The organism is Streptomyces doebereineriae, from assembly GCF_031845645.1.
GTDB lineage: Bacteria > Actinomycetota > Actinomycetes > Streptomycetales > Streptomycetaceae > Streptomyces > Streptomyces canus.
Genome location: NZ_JAVREZ010000030.1, coordinates 1 through 20635, shown reverse-complemented (window position 1 = coordinate 20635; position 20635 = coordinate 1). Strand labels below are relative to the sequence as shown.

Here is a 20635-nt window from a genome sequence, read left to right as displayed (position 1 = left end):
AGGCACCGTGGAACCATGACGAACCACACCTACCGGGTGACCGAGATCGTCGGCACCTCGCCGGACGGCGTCGACCAGGCGGTCCGCAACGGCATCACCCGTGCCTCGCAGACCCTGCGCAACCTCGACTGGTTCGAGGTGACCCAAGTGCGGGGCCAGATCGAGGACGGGCAGGTCCAGCACTGGCAGGTGGGGCTGAAGGTCGGCTTCCGCCTGGACGAGACCGACTGACGGCTCTCAGGTCCGCCCCTCCTGCTCCTGCACCACCTCCAGCGCCGCGGAAGGGGCGGTCCAGCGTGCCCGTACGACGGTGAATCCGGCTCGTTCGGCGTCCTCGCAGACCAACTCGTCGTCGTCCACCAGGACCCGGACCTCGCGGGTGCGGGCGAGCTGCTTCAGGATCTCCAGCTTGGTGCGCCGGGCCGGCCGCCGGTCGTCGTTGCGCCGCATGTACACGCGCCCCTCGGGAAGCCCCTGTGCGCCGAGCCAGGCGAGCGTGTCGCGCCGGCAGCGCTCGGGCCGCCCGGTGAGGTAGAGGATCTCGCACTCCTCGGCGCGCTCCAGCACCAGCGCGATGCCCTCGGGAATCGGCGGGTCCTTGGGCGCGGCCGCGAAGAAGGCGTCCCAGTCGCGCGGCCTGCGCTCCAGGAACCGCTGCCGGTGGGCCGTGTCGGCCAGGGTGTTGTCCAGGTCGAACACGGCGAGCGGGCGCTTGCTGCTGGCGGTCACCTCACCCACCCTAGACCCGGCAACCTTCCCGCCCCGGGCGACCACTGCCTGGCGATACAGCAGTCAGGCCGAGGCGGGAGACCCCATGCACGTGAACAAGGCGATCTGGACGGCGGCAGCGGTGAGCGCCGTACTGATGACGGCATTACCGGCGACCGAGGCATCCGCGGCGCCGACGACGCTCGTCGTGGCGACGAACGGGAGCGACAGCGCCCCGGGCACCCTCGCGCAGCCCTTGCGCACCGTCCAACGGGCAGTGGACCTGGCGAAGGCCGGCGACACCATCGCCGTACGGGCCGGGACCTACGCGCTCACCGACAACATCACCATCGCCACCTCCGGCACCGCGTCCCAGCCCATCTCTCTCGGCGCCTATCAGGGCGAGCGGGTCGTGATCGACGGCGAGCAGCTGGCCGCGAGCCACACCCCGGTCGGCGGCAGCATCCCGCGGGCCGAGCGCGGGGCGATCCACCAGGAGGCCTCCTACTGGCGGATCTCGGACCTGGAGATCGTGAACGGCCCCTACGGCGTCTACTGCGACGGGTGCAACAGCAATGTCTTCGCCCGTCTGAAGACCCACGACAACTACGAGTCCGGCTTCCAGCTCCAGGGCGCCTCCAGCAACAACCAGATCCTGAACCTGGACAGTTACGGCAACCGCGACCCGCGCAAGAACGGCGAGAGCGCGGACGGGCTGGCCATCAAGGAGGGTTCGGGCAGCGGCAACGTCGTGCGGGGCGCCCGGCTGTGGAACAACGTCGACGACGGCTTCGACGACTGGAAGTTCACCTCGCCGGTCACCGTCGAGAACACGATCGCGTACGGCAACGGCTTCAACCGCTGGAACTTCCCCGACTTCGCGGGCGACGGCAATGGCTTCAAGCTCGGCGGCGGCAGCCCGGCACCGGCGGTGGCGCACACCCTGCGCAACTCGATCGCCTTCAAGAACGCGGCGCACGGCGTGACGGACAACGGCAACACCGGCGCCCTGGCTCTGACCCGCAACTCCACGTGGGCCAACGGCGGAACCGGCTTCGACGCCGACGTCTCGGGCGGCAAGGCCAAGCTGACCGGGAACCTGTCCGTCGCCGACGCCAAGGCGGCCGCCCTCGGCTCTGCCACCGTCTCCAGCGGCAACTCCTGGGATCTGGGCGGCACGTGGAACGCGTCCTCGGTACTGAGCACGGACCCTGCGCCGCTCACGGGCGCACGCGGGGCCGACGGTTCACTGCCGTCGGCGCCGTCGTTCCTGGTGCCGCGGAGCGGGGCCGCCGTGGGCGCGAGGTTCTGATCCTGCCGACCCGGTGACACGGGGCGCGAGCCGTATGGATCATGCTTCTCCCATGCCCTCGACGCCCCGCACCTCCCTGATCGGCTCCGCCTCCTGCACCGTCGTCGTCTGCCGGGGCTGCTGCTGCGGCGACACCCGCAAGCACCCCGGCACCGACCACGCCTGGCAGTTGGAGCTGCTGCGGGCGGGGGCGGCCGAGCACGGCTTCCAGGTCCGTACGACCGACTGCCTGGGCCCCTGCGACCAGGCGAACGTCATCGTCGTGCGGCCCTCCGCCGCCGGGCGCCGGGCGGGTGGCCGGGCCGCCTGGATCGGGTTCGTCATGGACGACGAGGGCACCGAGGAGGTCGTGCAGTGGGCGGCCGCGGGCGGGCCGGGGGTCGCCGAGCCGCCGCTGACGCTGGAGCTGCAGTTCATCGAGCCGCCGCGGGAGGCTCGGGTACGGTCCCGACGCCGCCGTTAATTGTTAATGGGATCCATTTTCATGTAGCGTCCTCGGTGCTCACCCACCGAGGAGGTTCCCGCCATGGCTGTCCCCAAGCGGAAGATGTCCCGCAGCAACACCCGCCACCGCCGTTCGCAGTGGAAGGCCACCACCACCCAGCTGGTGCCGGTCACGATCGAGGGCGTCGCCCATCTCGTCCCGCAGAACCTGGTCAAGGCGTACGAGCGCGGCCTGCTGCGTCCCGAGGGCTGAGGGTCGGGTCCAGCCCGGTTCAGCTGAAGCCCCCGCTCACGCCGCCGTGTCGTAGAACTCCGCGCGGACGCGGCGCAGCCACGCCTCGGCCGGTCGCTCGTCGGGCCGGTCCGGCAGCACACTGCGGGTCTCGGCGAACGCGGTCTCGTAGTGGGCGAGCAGTGACCGGGCCGACGCGGGATCGGCGGCGACGGCGTCCCCGAAGCGGTGGTACTCCTCGGGGTCCACGACCCGCACCGCGAGCCGTCCGGTGGTGTACAGCTCCAGACCCTGGTGGCAGAGCCGCTTCAGATGCCGGGCGTGCTTGGCTGTGCGGTGGTCGCCGGCGCGGCTCTCCAGTTTCCTGAACTGCTGGGTGGCGTAGCCGAGATAGGCGTCCCGGACCCGCTGGGCGCTCAGGAACGACCCGCGGATGCCGATGAGTTCGTCGCCCAGCGGGGTGCGCACCTCGTACAGCTCGTCCGGTAGCCAGACCAGCTCCATCACGGTCGGATTGCCGCCGAGGGCGAGTCGGCACCACTTCGCCGCCTCGTGCAGGGTGCGGTCCGGTGCCGTGGTGACGTGGGACTCCTTCGGCGTGTGCAGGCCGAGCAGGGTCTCGGTGGGCGCGGCGAACATGCCGAGCCGGTCCACGTCGGAGCCCTCGCGGGCGAGTCCGTACGCGGTCGAGCCGACGACGCCGGAGAGCAGAATGTTCTGGACGGTCACGCGGTCCATTGTGCTGACCTGCGGCGATCGCGGTCATCCGGTTTTCCGGCGGGAATACCGCACCCGGTCTCGCGTTGAACCCTGTGTGAGTTCCGTGATCGCCGCCACCCGCTTCTCCGTCCTGGACCGCTCCCGCACCCGCGAGGGCGGCTCGAACGCGCAGGCGCTGCGGGACACCGTCCGGCTGGCGCGGGAGCTGGAGGGGCTCGGCTACCACCGGTTCTGGGTCTCGGAGCACCACGGCGTGCCGGGGGTCGCGGGCTCCGCCCCGACCGTGCTGGCAGCCGCCGTCGCCTCCGCCACGGACAGGATCCGGGTCGGCACCGGCGGTGTCATGCTGCCCAACCACCAACCCCTGGTCGTCGCCGAACAGTTCGGGGTGCTGGAGTCCCTCTTTCCCGGCCGGATCGACATGGGCCTGGGTCGCTCGGTCGGGTTCACCGACGGCGTGCGCAAGGCGCTGGGGCGCGGCAAGGACGACGCCGACGACTTCGCCGTACAGCTGGAGGAACTGCTGGGCTGGTTCCGCGGCACCTCCCCGACGGGCGTGCACGCCCGGCCGGCCGAAGGCCTGACCGTGCCGCCTTTCGTGCTGGCCATGGGCGAGGGAGCCGCGATCGCGGCCCGCGCGGGCCTGCCGATGGTCATCGGCGACCTCAGGAGCCGCGAGCGGATGCAGCGCGGCATCGACCACTACCGCGCGCATTTCCGGCCCTCTCCCTGGGCCCGCGAGCCGTATGTCGTCATCTCCGGGACGGTCGCGGTGGCCGCCACCCCGGAGGAGGCACGGCGCCTGCTGATCCCGGAGGCCTGGGCGATGGCGTACTCCCGCACCCACGGCACCTTCCCGCCGCTCCCGCCCGTGGAGCGCGTCGAGGGTCTCACGATGACGGAGAGGGAACGCGGCTTCTACGAGGCCGGTCTCGCCGGGCACATCGCCGGCACCGAGGAGCAGGTCGCCCACGAGCTGGAGACGGTACTGAAGGAGACGGCGGCGCAGGAGGTCCTGGTCACGACCAGCACATACGACCGCGAGGCCCTGCTGGACTCCTACCGGCGGCTGGCGACGATCACCTCCGGTTAGAGTCGTTCTCATGCACGACCCCAACGGCTCCCACGACCCGTACGTCCGCGTCCGCGGTGCCCGTGAGCACAATCTCCAAGGGGTGGATGTCGACATTCCGCGGGATGTGCTGGCCGTGTTCACGGGGGTGTCCGGTTCGGGGAAGTCGTCACTGGCGTTCGGGACGATCTACGCGGAGGCTCAGCGGCGGTACTTCGAGTCGGTGGCTCCGTACGCGCGCCGGCTGATCCATCAGGTGGGCGCGCCGAAGGTCGGGGAGATCACCGGACTGCCGCCCGCGGTCTCGCTCGAGCAGCGTCGTTCGGCGCCGACGTCCCGCTCGTCCGTGGGGACCGTCACCAACCTCTCGAACTCGCTGCGCATGCTGTTCTCCCGGGCCGGTGACTACCCGCCGGGCGCCGAACGGCTCGACTCGGACTCCTTCTCCCCCAATACGGCGGTCGGCGCCTGCCCGGAGTGCCATGGCCTGGGCCGCGTCCACCGTACGACCGAACAGTCGCTGGTCCCCGACCCGTCGCTGTCGATCCGGGAGGGCGCCATCGCGGCGTGGCCCGGTGCCTGGCAGGGCAAGAACCTGCGGGACATCCTCGACGCGCTCGGTTACGACGTGGACCGGCCCTGGCGTGAACTGCCCGCCGAACAGCGGGAGTGGATCCTGTTCACCGACGAGCAGCCGGTCGTCACCGTGCACCCGGTGCGCAACGCCGACCGCATTCAACGCCCGTACCAGGGCACGTACATGAGCGCCCGCCGCTATGTCCTCAAGACGTTCGCGGACTCCAAGAGCCAGACCCTCAGGGCGAAGGCCGAGGGGTTCCTGGTCTCCGCCCCGTGCCCGGTCTGCGGCGGCAGCAGGCTGCGTCCGGAGGCGCTGGCGGTCACCTTCGCGGGCCGCACGATCGCCGACATCGCGGCGCTGCCGCTGACCGAGCTGGCCGCCTCGCTGGTCGCCCGCGGCGAGACCGCGCGGGTCCTCACCGACGACCTCAAGGCCCGTATCGCGCCCATCCTCGAGCTCGGTCTCGGCTATCTCAGCCTGGACCGCGCGACGCCCACCCTGTCCGCCGGTGAACTCCAACGGCTGCGGCTCGCCACCCAGTTGCGGTCCGGGCTGTTCGGAGTCGTGTACGTCCTCGACGAACCCTCCGCCGGACTGCACCCCGCGGACACCGAGGCACTGCTCACCGTGCTGGCGCGGCTGAAGGCGGCCGGCAACTCGGTGTTCGTGGTGGAGCACCAGCTGGACGTCATGCGCGGGGCGGACTGGCTGGTGGACGTCGGTCCGCGGGCGGGTGAGCACGGCGGGCGGGTGCTGCACAGCGGGCCGGTGGAGCAGCTGGCCGAGGTCGCGGAATCGGCGACGGCTCGGTTCCTGTTCGACCACTCCCCCGTGGTGAAGCGTGAAGTGCGGTCATGGCGAGGCCGGTTGACGGTCGGGCCGGTCGACCGGCACAACCTGCGCGGGGTGACGGCAGAGTTCCCGCTCGGCGTGTTCACCGCGGTGACCGGGGTGTCGGGCTCGGGCAAGTCCACGCTGGTCGGAGAGATCACGGAGGAGCGGGAGGGGGTGGGCCGTCTGGTCTCGGTCGACCAGAAGCCGATCGGCCGGACCCCGCGCTCCAACCTGGCGACCTACACGGGTCTGTTCGACGTCGCGCGCAAGGTCTTCGCCGGCACCGACGAGGCACGTGAACGCGGCTACGGTGTGGGCCGGTTCTCCTTCAACGTGGCGGGAGGGCGCTGCGAGACCTGCCAGGGCGAGGGGTTCGTCAGCGTGGAGCTGCTCTTCCTGCCGAGCACCTATGCGCCCTGCCCGGACTGCGGCGGGGCCCGCTACAACCCCGCCACGCTCGAGGTGACGTACCGGGGACGGAACATCGCCCAGGTGCTCGACCTCACGGTGGAGTCGGCGGCGGACTTCTTCGCGGACACCCCGGCCGTGGCCCGCAGTCTCGCCACCCTCCTCGACGTCGGTCTCGGCTACCTCCGCCTCGGCCAGCCGGCCACCGAACTCTCCGGCGGCGAGGCCCAGCGCATCAAGCTCGCGAGCGAACTCCAGCGCGTCCGCCGCGCCCACACCCTGTACCTCCTCGACGAACCCACGACCGGCCTCCACCCGGCCGACGTGGAGGTCCTCATGCGCCAACTCCACGGCCTCGTTGACGCCGGCCACACGGTGATCGTCGTCGAGCACGACATGTCGGTCGTGGCGGGCGCGGACTGGGTCATCGACCTGGGCCCGGGCGGCGGGGACGCCGGCGGACGGATCGTGGCGGCAGGAACCCCGGGGCAAGTGGCCGAGGTGGAGGAGAGCGCCACGGCCCCCTACCTGGCAAGGGCACTGACCTCGGGCACCTGACTCCGTGAGCCCTGGCGGGGGGACGTGGCTCCGGCCGGGCCACTCGGCACCTGGGTCCGAATCCGCCGACCCCAACTCAAGACCCGCCACCCCGGCCCCCGCACCGGAAACAGGCACCTGACTCCATCTCCCCGACACGATGGCCGTCACTCCGGCCCCCGCACTGGGCACGGCCACCCGAATCCACCCAACCCCGGCCCAAGACCCGCCACCCCGACCCCCGCACTGGGCACGGGCACCCGAATCCGCCCGACCTCAGCCCAAGACCCGCCACCCCGACCCCCGCACCGGATACAGACACCCGCCCTCATCAGCCCCCACACGATGACCGACACTCCGCCCCGGGCACTGAGCGCGGGCACTCGATCCGCCGCCCTCAGCCCAAGACCCGCCAGCCTGACCCAGACACCGAATTCAAGCCCCTGGCTCCATCGGCCCCGCCCGCTGGTCCGGGCGTTGGGTACGGGCGGCGCCCGGGCTGCTCGCCGTCGGGGTGTCAGTCGGCCGTGTGTTCCCCGGTCCGCCCGTGGCACGAGCGCGACTGTGCCGCCCGGGCCAGGGAGCGGCGATCGGGGTGGCTGCCCGGGGTGACGGGGTCGACTACCTCCACCTCGGCCATCAGCCCCCGTACCGACACCACCCGCCACACCGACGCGAGCAGAGAGTCGTCGCCGATGAAGGCGGCGGCCGTACTGGACCCGCCGTCGACGAGGCGGTACCGCAGCCTCACCGGTTGGACGGGCACCCCGGCGTCCAGGGCCGCCTGGAACACCGCGTGGCGGAAGTGGCCCTGGGCGCGGCCGCACCAGGTGCTGCCCTCGGGGAAGACGGCGACCGCGGAGCCGCCGCGCAGCGCCTCGGCGATGCGGGCGACCGTGTCCGGGAGGGCACGCAGCCGGTCCCTCTCGATGAACAGCGCCCCGCTGCGGGCCGTCAGCCATCCCGCCGCGGGCCACTGACGGATCTCGGACTTGGCGAGCATCCGCGCGGGGCGTACCGCGGCGAGCAGCGGGATGTCCAGCCAGGAGATGTGGTTGGCGACCAGGAGCACCCCGCCCGGGGGCGTGGCGGCGCCGGACATGCGGACCCGGACCCCCGAGGCCCGCACCACCGCCCGGCACCACCACCTGACCGCGCCGGCCGGGAGCAACCGGCCGACCGGCAGCAACGCGATCCCGGCGAGCAGCACCGAACTGACCGCGAGGAGCCGGAGCACGGCACGGGGTACGGCCGTGGCGGCCCCCGTCCGCTCCACACACGCCCCCGGGGTGCAGGGCGCGCTGGGCAGCCAGACGCTCATCAGGCCGGGACGAGCGAGAGGAAGTGCCGCAGATAGCGGGCGTTGACCCGGCGCATCGACAGCAGCACGTACATGTCGGCGACCCCGAAGTCCGGGTCGTGGGCGGGCTGACCGCACACCCAGGCGCCGAGGCGGAGGTAACCGCGCAGCAGCGGGGGCAGCTCGGTGTGGACGGCGGGCGCCCCCTCGGCCGGCTCCCAGGGCAGCAGGGGCCGTACCCGGAACTCCTCGGGAGCCAGGTACTTGGTGCGCACCCGGTCCCAGGTGCCGGCCGCGAGCGCGCCGCCGTCGGCGAGCGGGATCGAGCAGCAGCCGGCCAGCCACTCATGGCCGCGGTCCACCATGTAGCGGGCGATCCCGGCCCAGATGAGACCGATGACGGCCCCGTCGCGGTGGTCGGGGTGCACGCAGGAGCGGCCGACCTCGACGAGGCTCGGGCGGATCGCGTCGAGCGGCGCGAGGTCGAACTCGCTCTCCGAGTACAGGCGTCCGGCCACCGCGGCCCGCTCCGGGGGCAGCAGCCGGTAGGTGCCGACGACCTGGCCGGTCACGGTGTCGCGGACGAGCAGGTGGTCGCAGTAGGCGTCGAAGCCGTCCACGTCGAGGCCGGGTTCCGGGGTGGACAGGAGGGCGCCCATCTCCCCGGCGAACACGTCGTGCCGCAGCCGCTGCGCGGCCCGTACGTCGTCCTCGTCGCGGGCCAGGCTGACGGTGTAGCGGGTGGGGGCGACGCTCTGCGGGGGACGGTCCAGGGTGGAAACGCCGTTCATGGCACTCTCCAGGTCACAGGCGGAGGCGGCGAGCGGTGCCGCTGTCCCTGTTCTCCCGACGCCGGTTGGCGTGTACGTGACGGGTTCCGAGAGCGCGGATGTGCGGAGGTTGAACGCCTCGGGCAAGGTGTCCGGGGTCTCCGAGTCCGTCGACCGGCCGGTGTCCCGCCGGTGACCGGAGCAAGGCAACCCCCGGGCCGGGGCTACCGTCTCTCTCCAGGAGCCGATCACAGAAGCAGGGGGACGTACGAGTGGTGGAGGCGCTGGAGGCAGTTGCGTGGGAGGAGCTGGGCGAGTCGGCAAAGGACGTGCGGCGCGCTCTGAGCCGACTGCTTGAGCGGGGTCCGGACTCGACCGAGAGCGACTGCTGTCCACTCCTCTCCGCCCTTGCGGGCACACCGACCGGTATCTCCGCGCTCGCCACCGCCGCCCTGCCGTTCGTCGTCGCGCTCGCCACCGAGCCGGGGACGGGCGCGCGCAAAACCCTGGTCGAGCTGCTGGCCGCCCTGGCCCGACGACAGGGCCCGGTGGACCCGGGCTGGCCCGAGGCGTGGCGGCGCGCGCACGACACGGTCCAAGCCCTGCTCACCGACGCCGATCCCGCCGTACGACGAGAGGCGCTCGCCCTCGTGGAGGGCGCCGGTGCGTTGCGGGAGCGTTGGCGGGCCGAGCAGGACCCGGCGGTCCGGCTGACGGTGCTGTTCTCCTTGGGCGACCACACGGCCGACGCCGAAGTCCGGGCAATCCTCACCGGACTGCTGCGGCACACCGACCCCGTCCTGCGGGTCGCGGCCGTCCACACCCTCGCGAGAACGGAGCCCGAGCTCGCCGTAGGAGAGCTGGACGCGCTGGTCGAGGCCCTCGCCGATCCCGCTCTGCGGTCGCGCTGGGAGGCCGTCTGGTACGTCCTGGACGTCGACGAGCCCTTCAGCCGTGAGGACGTCGCCTACTGGACGGCCGCCCTGTACGAGAACGAGCCCGCCGCGACGACGCGGTTCCTGACCCGGCTGGCCGCGGCGGCGGACCCCGCCGAGGACGCCGATCTGCTGCGGGCGGTGCTGGACCGGTCCTGGCGGCTGCTGACCCGCCACCGGTCCGTCGAGGCCGCGCTGCTCCGGGTCGCGGCGGGTCTGATGGACCACCCGGACTCCACGGTGCGTCTCAGGGCGGTGCATCTCCTCGCCGCGCTGGGCCCCCGGGCCGTCGCCCACGCCGACCGACTGGCCGGCCTGCTCGACGACCCGGGCGACGGCGGCTTCCTGGAGGGCACCGTCGGTGAGCACGCGCTGTGGGCGCTGACCCGGATGGACGACCCACGGGCGCTGCCGGGGCTGGTGGAGCGGCTGTGCGCGCGGTTCCGCGAGGAGGACGGGCGCGCCTACACCTCCGGAGATCCGCGCCGCCCCGAGCTCGTCGACGTGCTGGGTCCGATGACGGCGCACGTCGATGACCTCCTGCCGTCGATACGCGAGGAACTGCGCCGCGGGCTGACCGACCCCGACGCGGACAGCTACCTGATGGCCGACCTCCTGGAGGTCCTCCGGGCCTGGGGGCCTGCCGCCCTTCCCGCCCTGCCGGAGATCACGGGGTATCTGCCGGACCGCTTCCGGTGGCACGACGCCGTGCGGACGCTGGCGACGCTGGGTCCGGCCGCCGTCCCAGCCGCCCCGGCCGTGCGCGGGCACCTGTCCGAGGATCCGGAGGAGAACAACGCCTGGCTGCACTGGATCCTCTGGCGCATCGGCGACGATCCCGCCGGGAACCTGCGGGCCGTCGGCGAGTCCCTCCCTGTCACGGACCACTCCCGGAGTGTGGCCGCGGTCGGCTTCCTCGCCGACTTCGGCACCGTGGCCGCGCCGTACGCCGACCGGGTGCGCAACGCCCTGAAGAGCGAGCTGCCTGGGGTCAGGCTCCAGGCGGCGATCACCCTCTGGTCGATCACCGGCGATCCCGGGCCCGCCCGCCCGGTCCTGGAGGAGGAGTTCCTGGCGATGGCAGCGGGCGGCGAGCACTACGGCTCGTTCCGTGAAGCGCTCAGCGCCCTGATCCGCCTCGGCGGCACGCCCATTGGCCCCGCACGCACCGCCCTGGAGTCCCTCCGCGCCCAGGACGACCGTCTCTCCCCGTACGGCGACTACCGCGCGGTCCTGGACGACGAGAGGCTCCGCGCGCTGATCGACGAGGCCCTGTCCACGTCCACATGACCTTGGCGGGGCCGGACTTGAGCACCACGTCCGACCCCGCCCGTCCGCACCTTGTCGGCGAACGTCTCTCAGCGCCTGGCGACCTTCCGGGTCGCCCGCAGCCATTCCTTGTTCATGCTGGTGATGGAGACCAGCGGAATCCCCTTGGGACAGGCCGTCGCGCACTCACCCGTCAACGTGCACCCGCCGAAGCCCTCCTCGTCCATCTGCTCGACCATGTCGAGCACCCTGGTCTCCCGCTCCGGGGCCCCCTGCGGCAGCACGTTCAGGTGGTTCACCTTGGCCGAGGTGAACAACATCGCCGCCCCGTTGGGACATGCGGCGACACACGCCCCGCAGCCGATGCACTCGGCGTGCTCGAAGGCGAGGTCGGCATCGGGCTTGGGTACCGGCGTCGCATGGGCCTCGGGTGCCGCACCCGTGGGCGCCGTGATGTATCCCCCGGCCTGGATGATCCGGTCGAAGGCCGACCGGTCCACGACCAGGTCCTTGATCACCGGGAACGCGGACGCCCGCCACGGCTCGACGTCGATCGTGTCGCCGTCCGAGAAGGACCGCATGTGCAGCTGACAGGTGGTCGTCCGCTCGGGCCCGTGGGCGTCGCCGTTGATGACGAGCGAGCACGCGCCGCAGATGCCCTCGCGGCAGTCGTGGTCGAAGGCCACCGGATCCTCACCGCGCAGGATGAGCTCCTCGTTGAGGGTGTCCAGCATCTCCAGGAAGGACATGTCGGACGAGATGCCGTCCACCTCGTATGTGGACATCGCGCCGTCGGCGTCGGCGTTCTTCTGTCGCCAGACGCGCAGGGTGAGCTTCATGCGTAGCTCCGCTGAGTGGGGTGGACGTACTCGAAGACCAGGTCTTCCTTGTGCAGGACGGGAGCATCGCCGGTGCCGGTGAACTCCCAGGCCGCCGCGTAGGCGAACTCGTCGTCCCGGCGGGCGGCTTCGCCGTCCGGCGTCTGGGACTCCTCGCGGAAGTGACCGCCGCAGGACTCGGCGCGGTGCAGTGCGTCGAGGCACATCAGCTCGGCGAGCTCCAGATAGTCGACGACGCGATTCGCCTTCTCCAGCGACTGGTTGAACTCCTCGCCGGTGCCGGGGACCTTGATCCGCCGCCAGAACTCCTCGCGGATCTGCGGGATGCGCTCCAGCGCCTTGCGCAGTCCGGAGTCGGTGCGCGCCATCCCGCAGAACTCCCACATGAGTTCGCCGACCTCGCGGTGGAAGGAGTCCGGCGTGCGGTCGCCGTCCACGGCGAGGAGCAGGTTGAGCCGGTCCTCGGTCTCCGCCAACACCTCCTGCACGGCGGGGTGTTCGCCGGTCACCGCGTCCTGGTGCGGGTTGCGGGCGAGGTAGTCGTTGATGGTCGCCGGCAGCACGAAGTAGCCGTCGGCCAGGCCCTGCATCAGCGCGGAGGCGCCGAGGCGGTTGGCCCCGTGGTCGGAGAAGTTGGCCTCGCCGATCGCGAACAGCCCGGGGATCGTGGTCTGGAGGTCGTAGTCCACCCACAGGCCACCCATCGTGTAGTGCACGGCGGGGTAGATCCGCATCGGCACCTCGTAGGGATCCTCGTCGGTGATCCGCTGGTACATGTCGAAGAGGTTGCCGTACTTCGCCTCCACGGCCCCCCGGCCCATGCGCTGGATGGCGTCGGCGAAGTCGAGGTACACGCCCTGTCCGCCCGGCCCCACTCCCCTGCCCTCGTCGCAGACGTTCTTCGCGGCGCGGGAGGCGATGTCGCGCGGGACCAGGTTGCCGAAGGACGGGTAGATGCGCTCCAGGTAGTAGTCGCGCTCGTCCTCGGGGATCCGGTTCGGCGGACGCGTGTCGCCCTTGGCCTTCGGCACCCAGATCCGGCCGTCGTTGCGCAGTGACTCGCTCATCAGCGTGAGCTTGGACTGGTGGTCGCCGGTGCGCGGGATGCAGGTCGGATGGATCTGGGTGAAGCAGGGGTTGGCGAAGTGTGCGCCGCGGCGGTGGGCCCGCCAGATGGCCGTGGCGTTGGAGTTCATGGCGTTCGTCGACAGGTAGAAGACGTTGCCGTAGCCGCCGGAGGCCAGCACGACCGCGTCCGCCAAGTACGTGTCGATGCGCCCGGTGACGAGGTCGCGGGCCACGATCCCGCGGGCCCGTCCGTCGACGACGATCAGGTCGAGCATCTCGGTGCGCGGGTGCATCTCGATGTTCCCGGCCGCGATCTGCCTCGACAGCGCCTGATAGGCGCCCAGCAGGAGCTGCTGACCCGTCTGGCCCCGGGCGTAGAAGGTCCGGGAGACCTGCACTCCGCCGAAGGAGCGGGTGTCGAGCAGACCGCCGTACTCCCGCGCGAAGGGCACGCCCTGCGCCACGCACTGGTCGATGATCTCCACCGAGATCTGTGCCAGGCGGTGGACGTTGGACTCGCGCGCCCTGAAGTCGCCGCCCTTGACGGTGTCGTAGAAGAGGCGGTGGATCGAGTCGCCGTCGTTGCGGTAGTTCTTGGCCGCGTTGATGCCACCCTGAGCGGCGATGGAGTGGGCGCGGCGCGGGGAGTCCTGGTAGCAGAACTGGACGACGTGATAGCCCTGTTCGGCGAGGGTCGCGCCCGCGGAGCCGCCCGCGAGGCCGGTGCCGACGACGATCACCGTGTGCTTGCGGCGGTTGGCGGGGTTGACCAGCTTGGCCTCGAAACGGCGCTTGTCCCAGCGCTCGGCCACCGGTCCTGCCGGAGCCTTGGTGTCGGCGGCCGGTTCGCCGGTCAGGTAGTCGGTGTACGTCATGTTCAGCTCACCACTCCGGTCATGACACCCACGGGCACGGCGATGAAGCCGGCCGTGAGCACCAGTGCGAGGACATTGGCGACGGCCTTGAGGGCACGGTCGCGGGTGCGGCTGCCGACGCCGAGGGTCTGCGCGGCACTCCAGAAGCCGTGCCGGACGTGCAGGCCGAGGGCGAGCATCGCGACGATGTAGATGACGTTGCCGTACCAGGTGGAGAAGGTGTCCACGACGTTCTGGTACGGGTGGCCCTCCTGGAAGCCGCCGGAGTGCACGGTGCCGGTCGTCAGGTCGAGGATGTGCCACACGATGAACAGGCCGAGGATGATCCCGCCCCAGCGCATGGTGCGCGTCGCGTAGCTCGCCTGCGGCTTCTTGTGGACGTACTTGGTGGGCCGTGCCCGGATGTCGCGGCGGCTGAGCTGGTACGCCGAGGTGGCGTGCGCGACGACGGCGACCACCAGCACGACGCGGATGATCCAGAGCGTCCACTCATAGTGCATGAACGGTTCCCCGACCGTGCGCAGCCAGTGCGCGTAGTGGTTGAACTCGCCCGCCCCGAAGAAGATCTTCAGGTTGCCGATCATGTGGACGACCAGGTACAGCAGCATGATCAGGCCGCTGACGGCCATCACGGTCTTCTTGCCGACGGAGCTGTCCCACACGGTGCGTGCCATGGACGGCCGTCGGTCCGTCCGCGTTGCCAGAGCCATGGGTCAAGACGCTAGAGCCGAACGAGCCGATCGGTCCAAGACATGGTCCGGCTTGATTCCATAGAGAGCGACTATCGTACGGGGATGCAGTTCCAGCAGCTCCAGTACTTCGTGGCGGTCGCCGAGACCCGGCACTTCACCCGCGCCGCCGATCTCGTCCATGTGGCGCAGCCGTCCCTGTCCCAGCAGATCAAGGCGCTGGAGCGGGAGCTCGGGGCCGATCTGTTCCTGCGGGCGCGCGGCAACATCACCCTCACCGACGCGGGCGAGGCCCTGCTGCCGCTGGCCCGCCGGATCCTGGCCGACGCGGACACGGCCCGGCACGAGGTGCAGGAGCTGGCGCAGCTGCGCAGCGGCCGGGTCCGGCTCGGCGCGACCCCGAGCCTGTGCACCGGCCTGCTGCCGGACGTGCTGCGCGCCTTCCACGACCGCTATCCCGGCATCCGGCTGATGATCGAGGAGGGCGGCTCCCACGATCTCGTACGGCTGCTCGCGCGTGGCGCCCTCGACCTGGCCCTGGTGGTCCTCCCGCTGCCGTCGCCGTCACCGGCGCTGACGACGGTGGAGCTGCTGCGCGAGGACCTGGTCGTCGTGTCCTCGCCGGAGGCGCCTGCCCCGGGTGGCCCGGGCCGCCGTACCGTGCGCGTCGCCGACCTGGAGAGCGAGCCCCTGGTGATGTTCCGGCACGGCTACGACCTGCGCGAACTGACCGTGGCAGCGTGCCGCGCCGAGGGCTTCGAGCCGGACTTCGCGGTGGAGGGCGGGGAGATGGACGCGGTGCTGGGTTTCGTTCGGGCGGGCCTGGGCGTGGCCGTCGTACCGCGCATGGTCGCCACCCGCTCGGGCCGGGGGCTGCGGGTCACCCCGCTCGCCCGTCCCGGCCTGCACCGGACGATCGCGCTGGCCCACCGCAGCGATGTGGCTCCGCCGCGGGCGGCACGGGAGTTGCAGCGGATGCTCCTGGAGCGCTGAGCGCGGTCCGCGGGGAACCGGAAGCGCCCCGCATGTTGCCGGCGTACCCGCAGACGAGGGCCGGCGAACACCCCCGCAGTCGTCGCGCCGGGCGGAGATCACGTGCCACGTCGTCGTGACCCGCATCCCCGGTTCGCTGCGGTCGGTCCCGCTGCCCTGAGTCGGCGGCGGGACCTGGACGGCGGAAGGTGCGTCAGCCCGTCGCGTCCACCAGCGCCAGCTCGTGCAGCCGCTCCGGCGGGCCCGGGCGGGCGTAGTACCAGCCCTGGGCCGTGTCGCAGCCCAGTATCCGCAACTGCTCGGCCTGGGCCCCGGTTTCGACCCCCTCGACCGTCACCGCGAGGTTCAGGCCGTGAGCGAGCGAAACGATACCCTCGACGATCTTGAGGTCGACGGGATCGGCGGGGAACTGCTGCATGCTCTGGGTGAAGGAGCGGTCCAGCTTGAGGACGCTGACCGGGAGGCGGCGAAGGTTCGCCAGGTTCGAGTAGCCGGTGCCGAAGTCGTCCAGGGCGATGTCGACGCCCATCTCGGCGAGCCGGCGCAGCGGCTTGAGGAGGTCGTCGTCGGCGCCGATGAGGGCCGACTCCGTGACTTCGAGGCAGAGGGCGTCCGGCTCGACGCCGGCGCGCTCCAGGATGTCGACGGTGTCCTGGACCAGGCCGGGGTGGGTGAGCTGGCACGGCGAGAGGTTGACGTTGATCCTCAGGGGACCGTTCTCCCCGTACCGTTCTCGCCATTCACGGGCCTGACGTACCGACTGCTCCAGGACCCAGCGGCCGAGCGGCACGATCAGCCCGGTGTGCTCGGCGAGCGGGATGAACCGGTCCGGGCCGAGCACTCCGTGCTGCGGATGCAGCCAGCGGACCAGTGCCTCGGCGCCCCGCACACTGCCGTCGCCGAGGTGGACCAGTGGCTGGTACTCGATGAAGAACTCACCGCGGTCCAGGGCCGCGGGCAGCGCCGTGGTCAGCCCGTGCCGGGTGATGGCACGGGCGTCGGCCTCCGGGTCGGCCAGCTCGAAGCGGTTGCCGCCCGCCGACTTGGCCCGGTACATGGTGATGTCGGCGCTGCGCAGGACCTCCGCCGGACCTCGCTCGCCCGTGGGTCCCTCGACGATGCCGATGCTGCCGCGCACGGTCAGCTCGCGGCCGTCGATACGGACCGGGGCGAGCAGCACGTTCATGATGCGCGCCGCGAGGTCGTCGACCTCGCTCTCGGTGTCGGGGCCGGTGGTCAGCGCCACGAACTCGTCACCGCCGAGCCGGGCCACCATCTCGCCCGGCGCGGTCGCACACGACTGGAGCCGGTCGGCGACCTCGACGAGCAGCCGGTCGCCGGCCGCGTGGCCGAGGCTGTCGTTGATGGTCTTGAAGCCGTCGAGGTCGAGGTAGCACAGGCCGAACCGCTGGCCCTCGCCCGCGTTCAGCGCCTTCTCCAGGCGCTCGAAGAACAGCGTGCGGTTGGGCAGTCCGGTGAGCGCGTCGTGCGTGGCCTCGTAGCGCAGCCGGAGGTTGAGCAGCCGGCGCTCGGTGGTGTCCTCCATGAGGGCGAGCTGGTACTGCGGAACGCCGTCGGCGTCGCGCAGCAGGGAGACCGTCAGGTTGGTCCACAGGACCGTTCCGTCCGGGCGGTAGAAGGCCTTTTCGAGGTGGTAGTGCTCGCGGTCACCGCGGACGAGTTCGTCGTAGAGCGTCCAGGTCTGGGGGGCGTCCTCGGGGTGGATCCACTCCTGGACCCTGCGGCCGCGCATCGTCTGGTCTGAGACGCCGAACATGCGCAGCAGGGCGCCGTTGACCTGGAGGACGTTGCCGTCCAGGTCGGCGATGCCGATCCCTATGGCCGCGCCCTCGAACACCGCGCGGAACCGGGCCTCGGTCGCGTGCAGCGCCTGCGCCACCACGCCCTGCGCCTCGAGGGCGGCCTGCGCGATGGCCTCCTGCTCGGCCAGCGTCCGCTCCCGCAGCGCGTGGGCGAACCCGGCGGCCATGGCGTGCTGGAGCCGTGCGGAACGGGACCGCAGGTCCTCGCGGTCGCCGTCGCCGCCGCAGTAGAGCACCAGATAGGCGTCGACGCAGTCCAGGGAGCGGGTCAGCGCCTCCGGGTCCGTGCAGTGCGCGTCGACGAGGGCGGCGCCGACCGCCCGGCCCTCGTCCGTGTCGACGACCCTGGCCGCGAGCGCCTCGCTCAACCGGCGGGCCAGCGGCAGCAGTTGTTCCTCGAACTCCGGCCGGGTCGCGGACGTCGACGTCACCGGGAACACGGCCCGGCTCCAGATCGTCGCGAACCGGCGCAGTCTGTCCTCCGGCCCGTCCGGCTCGGCGATCACGCGGTACGCCCCACGCCGGCGAACCCGGAGAAGGCCCACGGATCCTCGTCGTCGGGGTTCCAGGTCGCCGACTCGGGCCGCCACCGCGGCGGCGACACCAGTCCCGGTTCCACCATGTCGTACCCCTCGAAGAACCGCGCGATCTCCTCGCGCGAGCGCATGATCAGCGGGTTGCGAATGTCCTTGTACACGTCCACCGCACCCTCGGTCCGCTCCGGCGGAAGCGGGATTCCCTCGAACGACGCGTGCGTGAGCACCAGCAGGCTGCCGGGCGCGAGTGCGTCGCGCAGCTCCGCCACCGCTCCGTAGGGGTCGTCCGCGTCTTCCACGAAGTGCAGTATGGCAACGAGAAGCAGTGCCACCGGCCGGTTCAGGTCGATCAGGCGCTGAACCTCGGGGCTGGCGAGGATCTCCTGGGGCTTGCGGAGGTCGGCGGCGACGACTCCCGCGTCCGCGTTGCCCTCCAGGACCGCCTGGCTGTGCGCGACGGCCACCGGGTCGTGGTCGACGTAGACGACACGGGCGCCGGGGCGGGCACTCTGGGCGACCTCGTGGACGTTCCCGAAGGTCGGGATGCCGGAGCCGATGTCCAGGAACTGGGTGATGCCCTCGTCGGCGGCGAACCGCACCGCTCGCCGCAGGAAGGCCCGGTTCGCCTGCATGGTCTTCGGCAGCCCCGGTGCGAACTCCATGACCCTGCGGGCCGCCTCGCGGTCGGCCTCGAAGTTGTGCGAACCGCCCAGGTAGAAGTCGTAGATACGCGAGACACTCGGCACCGAGATGTCGATGCTCCGGGGAGCCCAGGCGGGACGCTCCATGTATCTCTCCAAGGCGTAGACGATCCGGTGTTCGAGCTGAGGCTACTGATCGACCGCCAATGGAGCGAGTGGAAACGGAAATTGACCGTCCGTTCCCGGTCACTGCCTGCGGCACGTGCCGCTGCGGAACGCTGTGGATTCCCTACGAAAAGTAGGCGCCGCACTCCGGAGAGTTCCGGAGCGGGCGCCGACTCGCGGGGAGTTGGGGGGAATGACGGCAAAACCGGTCCGCCCCCTCCGTGCGGCGCGGAAGGGGCGGACCGGTGGTTCGGGCGAGACCGCCGTCACTTGTCGGAGACGCCGACCATCTCTCCGTTGGGACGGACGGCGTACCAGGTGCCGCCGACGCCCTGGCCGTTGGTGTCTCCGGCCTCCTTGTCGCCCGCGAAGGTGTAGATGGGCGAGCAGTTGACCGTCTGCTGCTTGACGCCGTCGGAGCGGGTGAAGCTCATCAGGCCCTTCTTCTGGACGTCCTTGGTGTCGTTCGCCGACACCGGCGCCACGACCGGCCACTTCTCCAGGCAGGCACCGTTGCAGTTGGAGACCGGCTCGGGCCAGGCCTTGTCCTTGGCGAAGCGGTAGACCGTCATGCCGTTCTTGTCGACGACGATCTCGCCCAGGTTGGGGTCATTGCGCGTGGACAGTCCGGGCAGGCTGGCGACCGACGCCTTCTTGCCCGTGGGCGCCAGCGCGTACCACTTGCCGCCCACGCCCTGGCCGGTCAGATCGCCGGCCTTGGTGTCCTTCGCATAGCGGTAGGCCGGCCAGCCGCCGATGGTCAGCTGCTTGCTGCCGTCGGCCCGGGTCACCTCACCGAGCAGCGCCTTGTCGATACCGGCGCCGGCCGAGGCGTCGTTCGCGGGTACCGGCGGCCAGGCGGTCGCGCAGTCGCCGTTGCAGTTCGACTTCGGCGGCTCGGCGGTGTCCTCGTCGAAGCGGTAGAGGCTGAGACCGGCACTGTCGGTCAGCACGTCCCCGAGTTCGGCGTTTGCGGAAACCTCGAGCTTGCCGGCCGAGGCCGACTGGGCTCCCAGGTTCCCCTGGCCACCGCCCACGGTCGAGCTGGCGCTCGGGCTGGTACCGGTCCCGATACCGGAGCCGACACCGCCGTAACCGCCCGCCGCCGCCGTGGCACCGACGTTCTGGCTGCCCACCGACGACGTGCCGCCTTCCTGACCGCACGCCGTCGTCAGCACCAGCACCGCCGCGGCGCTTGCCACGAGTGAGGCGTTCCGCCAGGAGGTCTTCATCGTCAACTCCCCATAATTCAAAAGGGTGTTGCAGCGCCCTGCTGCGCCGCCGCACGACAATGGGTACGCAGCGGAGCAGGGGTTGTGTTCAACCGTCCCGCATATTTCTTTTCGGAAGCTGTGACCACACCTGCCTCAGGCCGCACAGATGTACCCCCCGCCGGACGGACGAGCGCCCGGAATTCAAACATCGAGCGACCTTTTATCCCTCCTTCGGACCAATCTGTTCGCGCCCGCGCGTGGGAGAGCGTGGCAGGCCTCATGATCTCCGTCGTGCATCGACCCGAATCACCCCAATCCGCCTCCGCCATACGGGTGTTGGCCCTGCTGACGTTGACGTGGGCGCTCATCGGTCCCACGGCAGGGGTGGCCGAGGCGGATGCCTGCGCCTACGCCTCTGTCGGTCCCAACGGCGCAGAGGCGGTGGCGGTCGCCGGGAGCCCCACCTGGCCCACTTTCCCGCCGTGCCCGAAGCCCGAGCCTCCACCCCCGCCCACACCCACTCCCACACCCCCCGAGCCTCCGTGTACACCGACCCCCACTCCCGACCCCACGCCGACGCCGACGCAGAAGCCGCCGAAGCCGCCGAAGCCGACGCCGACCCCCGAGCCACCGGCTCCCCCGCCCCCGCCGCCCGCACCGGCACCGCAACC

18 protein-coding genes and 1 pseudogene are annotated in these 20635 nt (G+C 71.3%); 9 read left to right on the top strand and 10 right to left on the bottom strand.

Annotation, left to right across the window (positions count from 1 at the left end):
• Positions 1-15: 15 nt before the first annotated feature.
• The gene (locus RNB18_RS46835; protein ID WP_311720287.1) at positions 16-231 is read left to right on the top strand and encodes a dodecin; all 216 of its coding nucleotides are present in this window, start codon (positions 16-18) and stop codon (positions 229-231) included.
• A 6-nt stretch (positions 232-237) separates the two neighbouring features.
• Here the strand turns inward: RNB18_RS46835 and RNB18_RS46830 are convergent, their stop codons facing one another.
• Entirely contained in the window at positions 238-729 is a 492-nt protein-coding gene (locus RNB18_RS46830; protein WP_311720286.1) for a phosphatase domain-containing protein, read from the bottom strand.
• 85 nt (positions 730-814) lie between these two features.
• On the opposite strand from RNB18_RS46830, the gene RNB18_RS46825 reads away from it, so the two are divergent.
• From RNB18_RS46825 to rpmF, 3 genes are all read left to right on the top strand, one after another.
• Positions 815-2020, top strand: a complete 1206-nt coding sequence (locus RNB18_RS46825) for a right-handed parallel beta-helix repeat-containing protein (protein ID WP_311720285.1) — start codon at positions 815-817, stop codon at positions 2018-2020.
• Between the two features lie 52 nt (positions 2021-2072).
• Entirely contained in the window at positions 2073-2483 is a 411-nt protein-coding gene (locus tag RNB18_RS46820) for a (2Fe-2S) ferredoxin domain-containing protein (protein ID WP_311720284.1), read from the top strand.
• A 63-nt stretch (positions 2484-2546) separates the two neighbouring features.
• A complete protein-coding gene (gene rpmF, locus RNB18_RS46815) occupies positions 2547-2717 on the top strand; it encodes a 50S ribosomal protein L32 (RefSeq protein ID WP_266511464.1) in 171 nt (56 codons plus the stop codon).
• 36 nt (positions 2718-2753) lie between these two features.
• Here rpmF and RNB18_RS46810 read toward each other — a convergent pair whose 3' ends face one another.
• Complete coding sequence (locus RNB18_RS46810; RefSeq protein ID WP_057618153.1) at positions 2754-3425, bottom strand: nucleotidyltransferase domain-containing protein; 672 nt, start codon at positions 3423-3425, stop codon at positions 2754-2756.
• Positions 3426-3510: 85 nt separating this feature from the next.
• Here RNB18_RS46810 and RNB18_RS46805 point away from each other — a divergent pair, with 85 nt between their 5' ends.
• Together RNB18_RS46805 and RNB18_RS46800 are read left to right on the top strand one after the other, a co-directional pair.
• Positions 3511-4509, top strand: coding sequence for an LLM class flavin-dependent oxidoreductase (locus tag RNB18_RS46805; RefSeq protein WP_311720283.1), 999 nt, complete (start codon positions 3511-3513; stop codon positions 4507-4509).
• A gap of 10 nt (positions 4510-4519) precedes the next feature.
• Positions 4520-6868 carry an excinuclease ABC subunit UvrA gene (locus RNB18_RS46800; RefSeq protein WP_311720282.1) on the top strand — a complete coding sequence of 783 codons (2349 nt, stop codon included), beginning with the start codon at positions 4520-4522 and terminating at the stop codon, positions 6866-6868.
• 496 nt (positions 6869-7364) lie between these two features.
• Here RNB18_RS46800 and RNB18_RS46795 read toward each other — a convergent pair whose 3' ends face one another.
• Entirely contained in the window at positions 7365-8168 is an 804-nt protein-coding gene (locus RNB18_RS46795; RefSeq protein WP_311720281.1) for a lysophospholipid acyltransferase family protein, read from the bottom strand.
• Positions 8168-8938 carry a GNAT family N-acetyltransferase gene (locus tag RNB18_RS46790; protein WP_311720280.1) on the bottom strand — a complete coding sequence of 257 codons (771 nt, stop codon included), beginning with the start codon at positions 8936-8938 and terminating at the stop codon, positions 8168-8170. Before RNB18_RS46790 ends, RNB18_RS46795 begins: the two co-directional genes overlap by 1 nt.
• 251 nt (positions 8939-9189) lie before the next feature.
• On the opposite strand from RNB18_RS46790, the gene RNB18_RS46785 reads away from it, so the two are divergent.
• Entirely contained in the window at positions 9190-11142 is a 1953-nt protein-coding gene (locus RNB18_RS46785) for a HEAT repeat domain-containing protein (protein ID WP_311720279.1), read from the top strand.
• 68 nt (positions 11143-11210) lie between these two features.
• Here RNB18_RS46785 and RNB18_RS46780 read toward each other — a convergent pair whose 3' ends face one another.
• From RNB18_RS46780 to RNB18_RS46770, 3 genes are read right to left on the bottom strand one after another with little or no spacing between them, the layout of a single operon-like run.
• Entirely contained in the window at positions 11211-11960 is a 750-nt protein-coding gene (locus RNB18_RS46780; RefSeq protein ID WP_311720278.1) for a succinate dehydrogenase/fumarate reductase iron-sulfur subunit, read from the bottom strand.
• Positions 11957-13903, bottom strand: coding sequence for a fumarate reductase/succinate dehydrogenase flavoprotein subunit (locus tag RNB18_RS46775; protein WP_311720277.1), 1947 nt, complete (start codon positions 13901-13903; stop codon positions 11957-11959). The genes RNB18_RS46780 and RNB18_RS46775 overlap by 4 nt, the downstream gene beginning before the upstream one ends.
• A gap of 2 nt (positions 13904-13905) precedes the next feature.
• Positions 13906-14577 carry a succinate dehydrogenase gene (locus tag RNB18_RS46770; protein WP_311720276.1) on the bottom strand — a complete coding sequence of 224 codons (672 nt, stop codon included), beginning with the start codon at positions 14575-14577 and terminating at the stop codon, positions 13906-13908.
• 120 nt (positions 14578-14697) lie between these two features.
• Here RNB18_RS46770 and RNB18_RS46765 point away from each other — a divergent pair, with 120 nt between their 5' ends.
• A complete protein-coding gene (locus RNB18_RS46765) occupies positions 14698-15585 on the top strand; it encodes a LysR family transcriptional regulator (protein WP_311720275.1) in 888 nt (295 codons plus the stop codon).
• 193 nt (positions 15586-15778) lie between these two features.
• Here the strand turns inward: RNB18_RS46765 and RNB18_RS46760 are convergent, their stop codons facing one another.
• From RNB18_RS46760 to RNB18_RS46750, 3 genes are all read right to left on the bottom strand, one after another.
• Positions 15779-17914 carry a putative bifunctional diguanylate cyclase/phosphodiesterase gene (locus tag RNB18_RS46760; protein ID WP_311720274.1) on the bottom strand — a complete coding sequence of 712 codons (2136 nt, stop codon included), beginning with the start codon at positions 17912-17914 and terminating at the stop codon, positions 15779-15781.
• Complete coding sequence (locus tag RNB18_RS46755) at positions 17911-18732, bottom strand: SAM-dependent methyltransferase (RefSeq protein ID WP_311720273.1); 822 nt, start codon at positions 18730-18732, stop codon at positions 17911-17913. Before RNB18_RS46755 ends, RNB18_RS46760 begins: the two co-directional genes overlap by 4 nt.
• 284 nt (positions 18733-19016) lie before the next feature.
• Positions 19017-19982: an SCO0930 family lipoprotein gene (locus RNB18_RS46750; protein ID WP_311720272.1), complete on the bottom strand. Its 966-nt coding sequence runs from the start codon at positions 19980-19982 to the stop codon at positions 19017-19019.
• A gap of 464 nt (positions 19983-20446) precedes the next feature.
• Here RNB18_RS46750 and RNB18_RS46745 point away from each other — a divergent pair.
• Positions 20447-20635: pseudogene (locus tag RNB18_RS46745) on the top strand (NADH-quinone oxidoreductase subunit C); the annotation flags it as partial.

What these genes read in the sequence shown, in the direction of transcription:
- RNB18_RS46755 (WP_311720273.1), bottom strand. Translation starts at nt 18,732, where the DNA reads ATGGAGCGTCCCGCCTGGGCTCCCCGGAGCATCGACATCTCGGTGCCG.
- RNB18_RS46765 (WP_311720275.1), top strand. Translation starts at nt 14,698, where the DNA reads ATGCAGTTCCAGCAGCTCCAGTACTTCGTGGCGGTCGCCGAGACCCGG.
- RNB18_RS46835 (WP_311720287.1), top strand. Translation starts at nt 16, where the DNA reads ATGACGAACCACACCTACCGGGTGACCGAGATCGTCGGCACCTCGCCG.
- RNB18_RS46795 (WP_311720281.1), bottom strand. Translation starts at nt 8,168, where the DNA reads ATGAGCGTCTGGCTGCCCAGCGCGCCCTGCACCCCGGGGGCGTGTGTG.
- RNB18_RS46825 (WP_311720285.1), top strand. Translation starts at nt 815, where the DNA reads ATGCACGTGAACAAGGCGATCTGGACGGCGGCAGCGGTGAGCGCCGTA.
- rpmF (WP_266511464.1), top strand. Translation starts at nt 2,547, where the DNA reads ATGGCTGTCCCCAAGCGGAAGATGTCCCGCAGCAACACCCGCCACCGC.
- RNB18_RS46820 (WP_311720284.1), top strand. Translation starts at nt 2,073, where the DNA reads ATGCCCTCGACGCCCCGCACCTCCCTGATCGGCTCCGCCTCCTGCACC.
- RNB18_RS46790 (WP_311720280.1), bottom strand. Translation starts at nt 8,938, where the DNA reads ATGAACGGCGTTTCCACCCTGGACCGTCCCCCGCAGAGCGTCGCCCCC.
- RNB18_RS46750 (WP_311720272.1), bottom strand. Translation starts at nt 19,982, where the DNA reads ATGAAGACCTCCTGGCGGAACGCCTCACTCGTGGCAAGCGCCGCGGCG.
- RNB18_RS46775 (WP_311720277.1), bottom strand. Translation starts at nt 13,903, where the DNA reads ATGACGTACACCGACTACCTGACCGGCGAACCGGCCGCCGACACCAAG.
- RNB18_RS46780 (WP_311720278.1), bottom strand. Translation starts at nt 11,960, where the DNA reads ATGAAGCTCACCCTGCGCGTCTGGCGACAGAAGAACGCCGACGCCGAC.
- RNB18_RS46800 (WP_311720282.1), top strand. Translation starts at nt 4,520, where the DNA reads ATGCACGACCCCAACGGCTCCCACGACCCGTACGTCCGCGTCCGCGGT.
- RNB18_RS46770 (WP_311720276.1), bottom strand. Translation starts at nt 14,577, where the DNA reads ATGGCACGCACCGTGTGGGACAGCTCCGTCGGCAAGAAGACCGTGATG.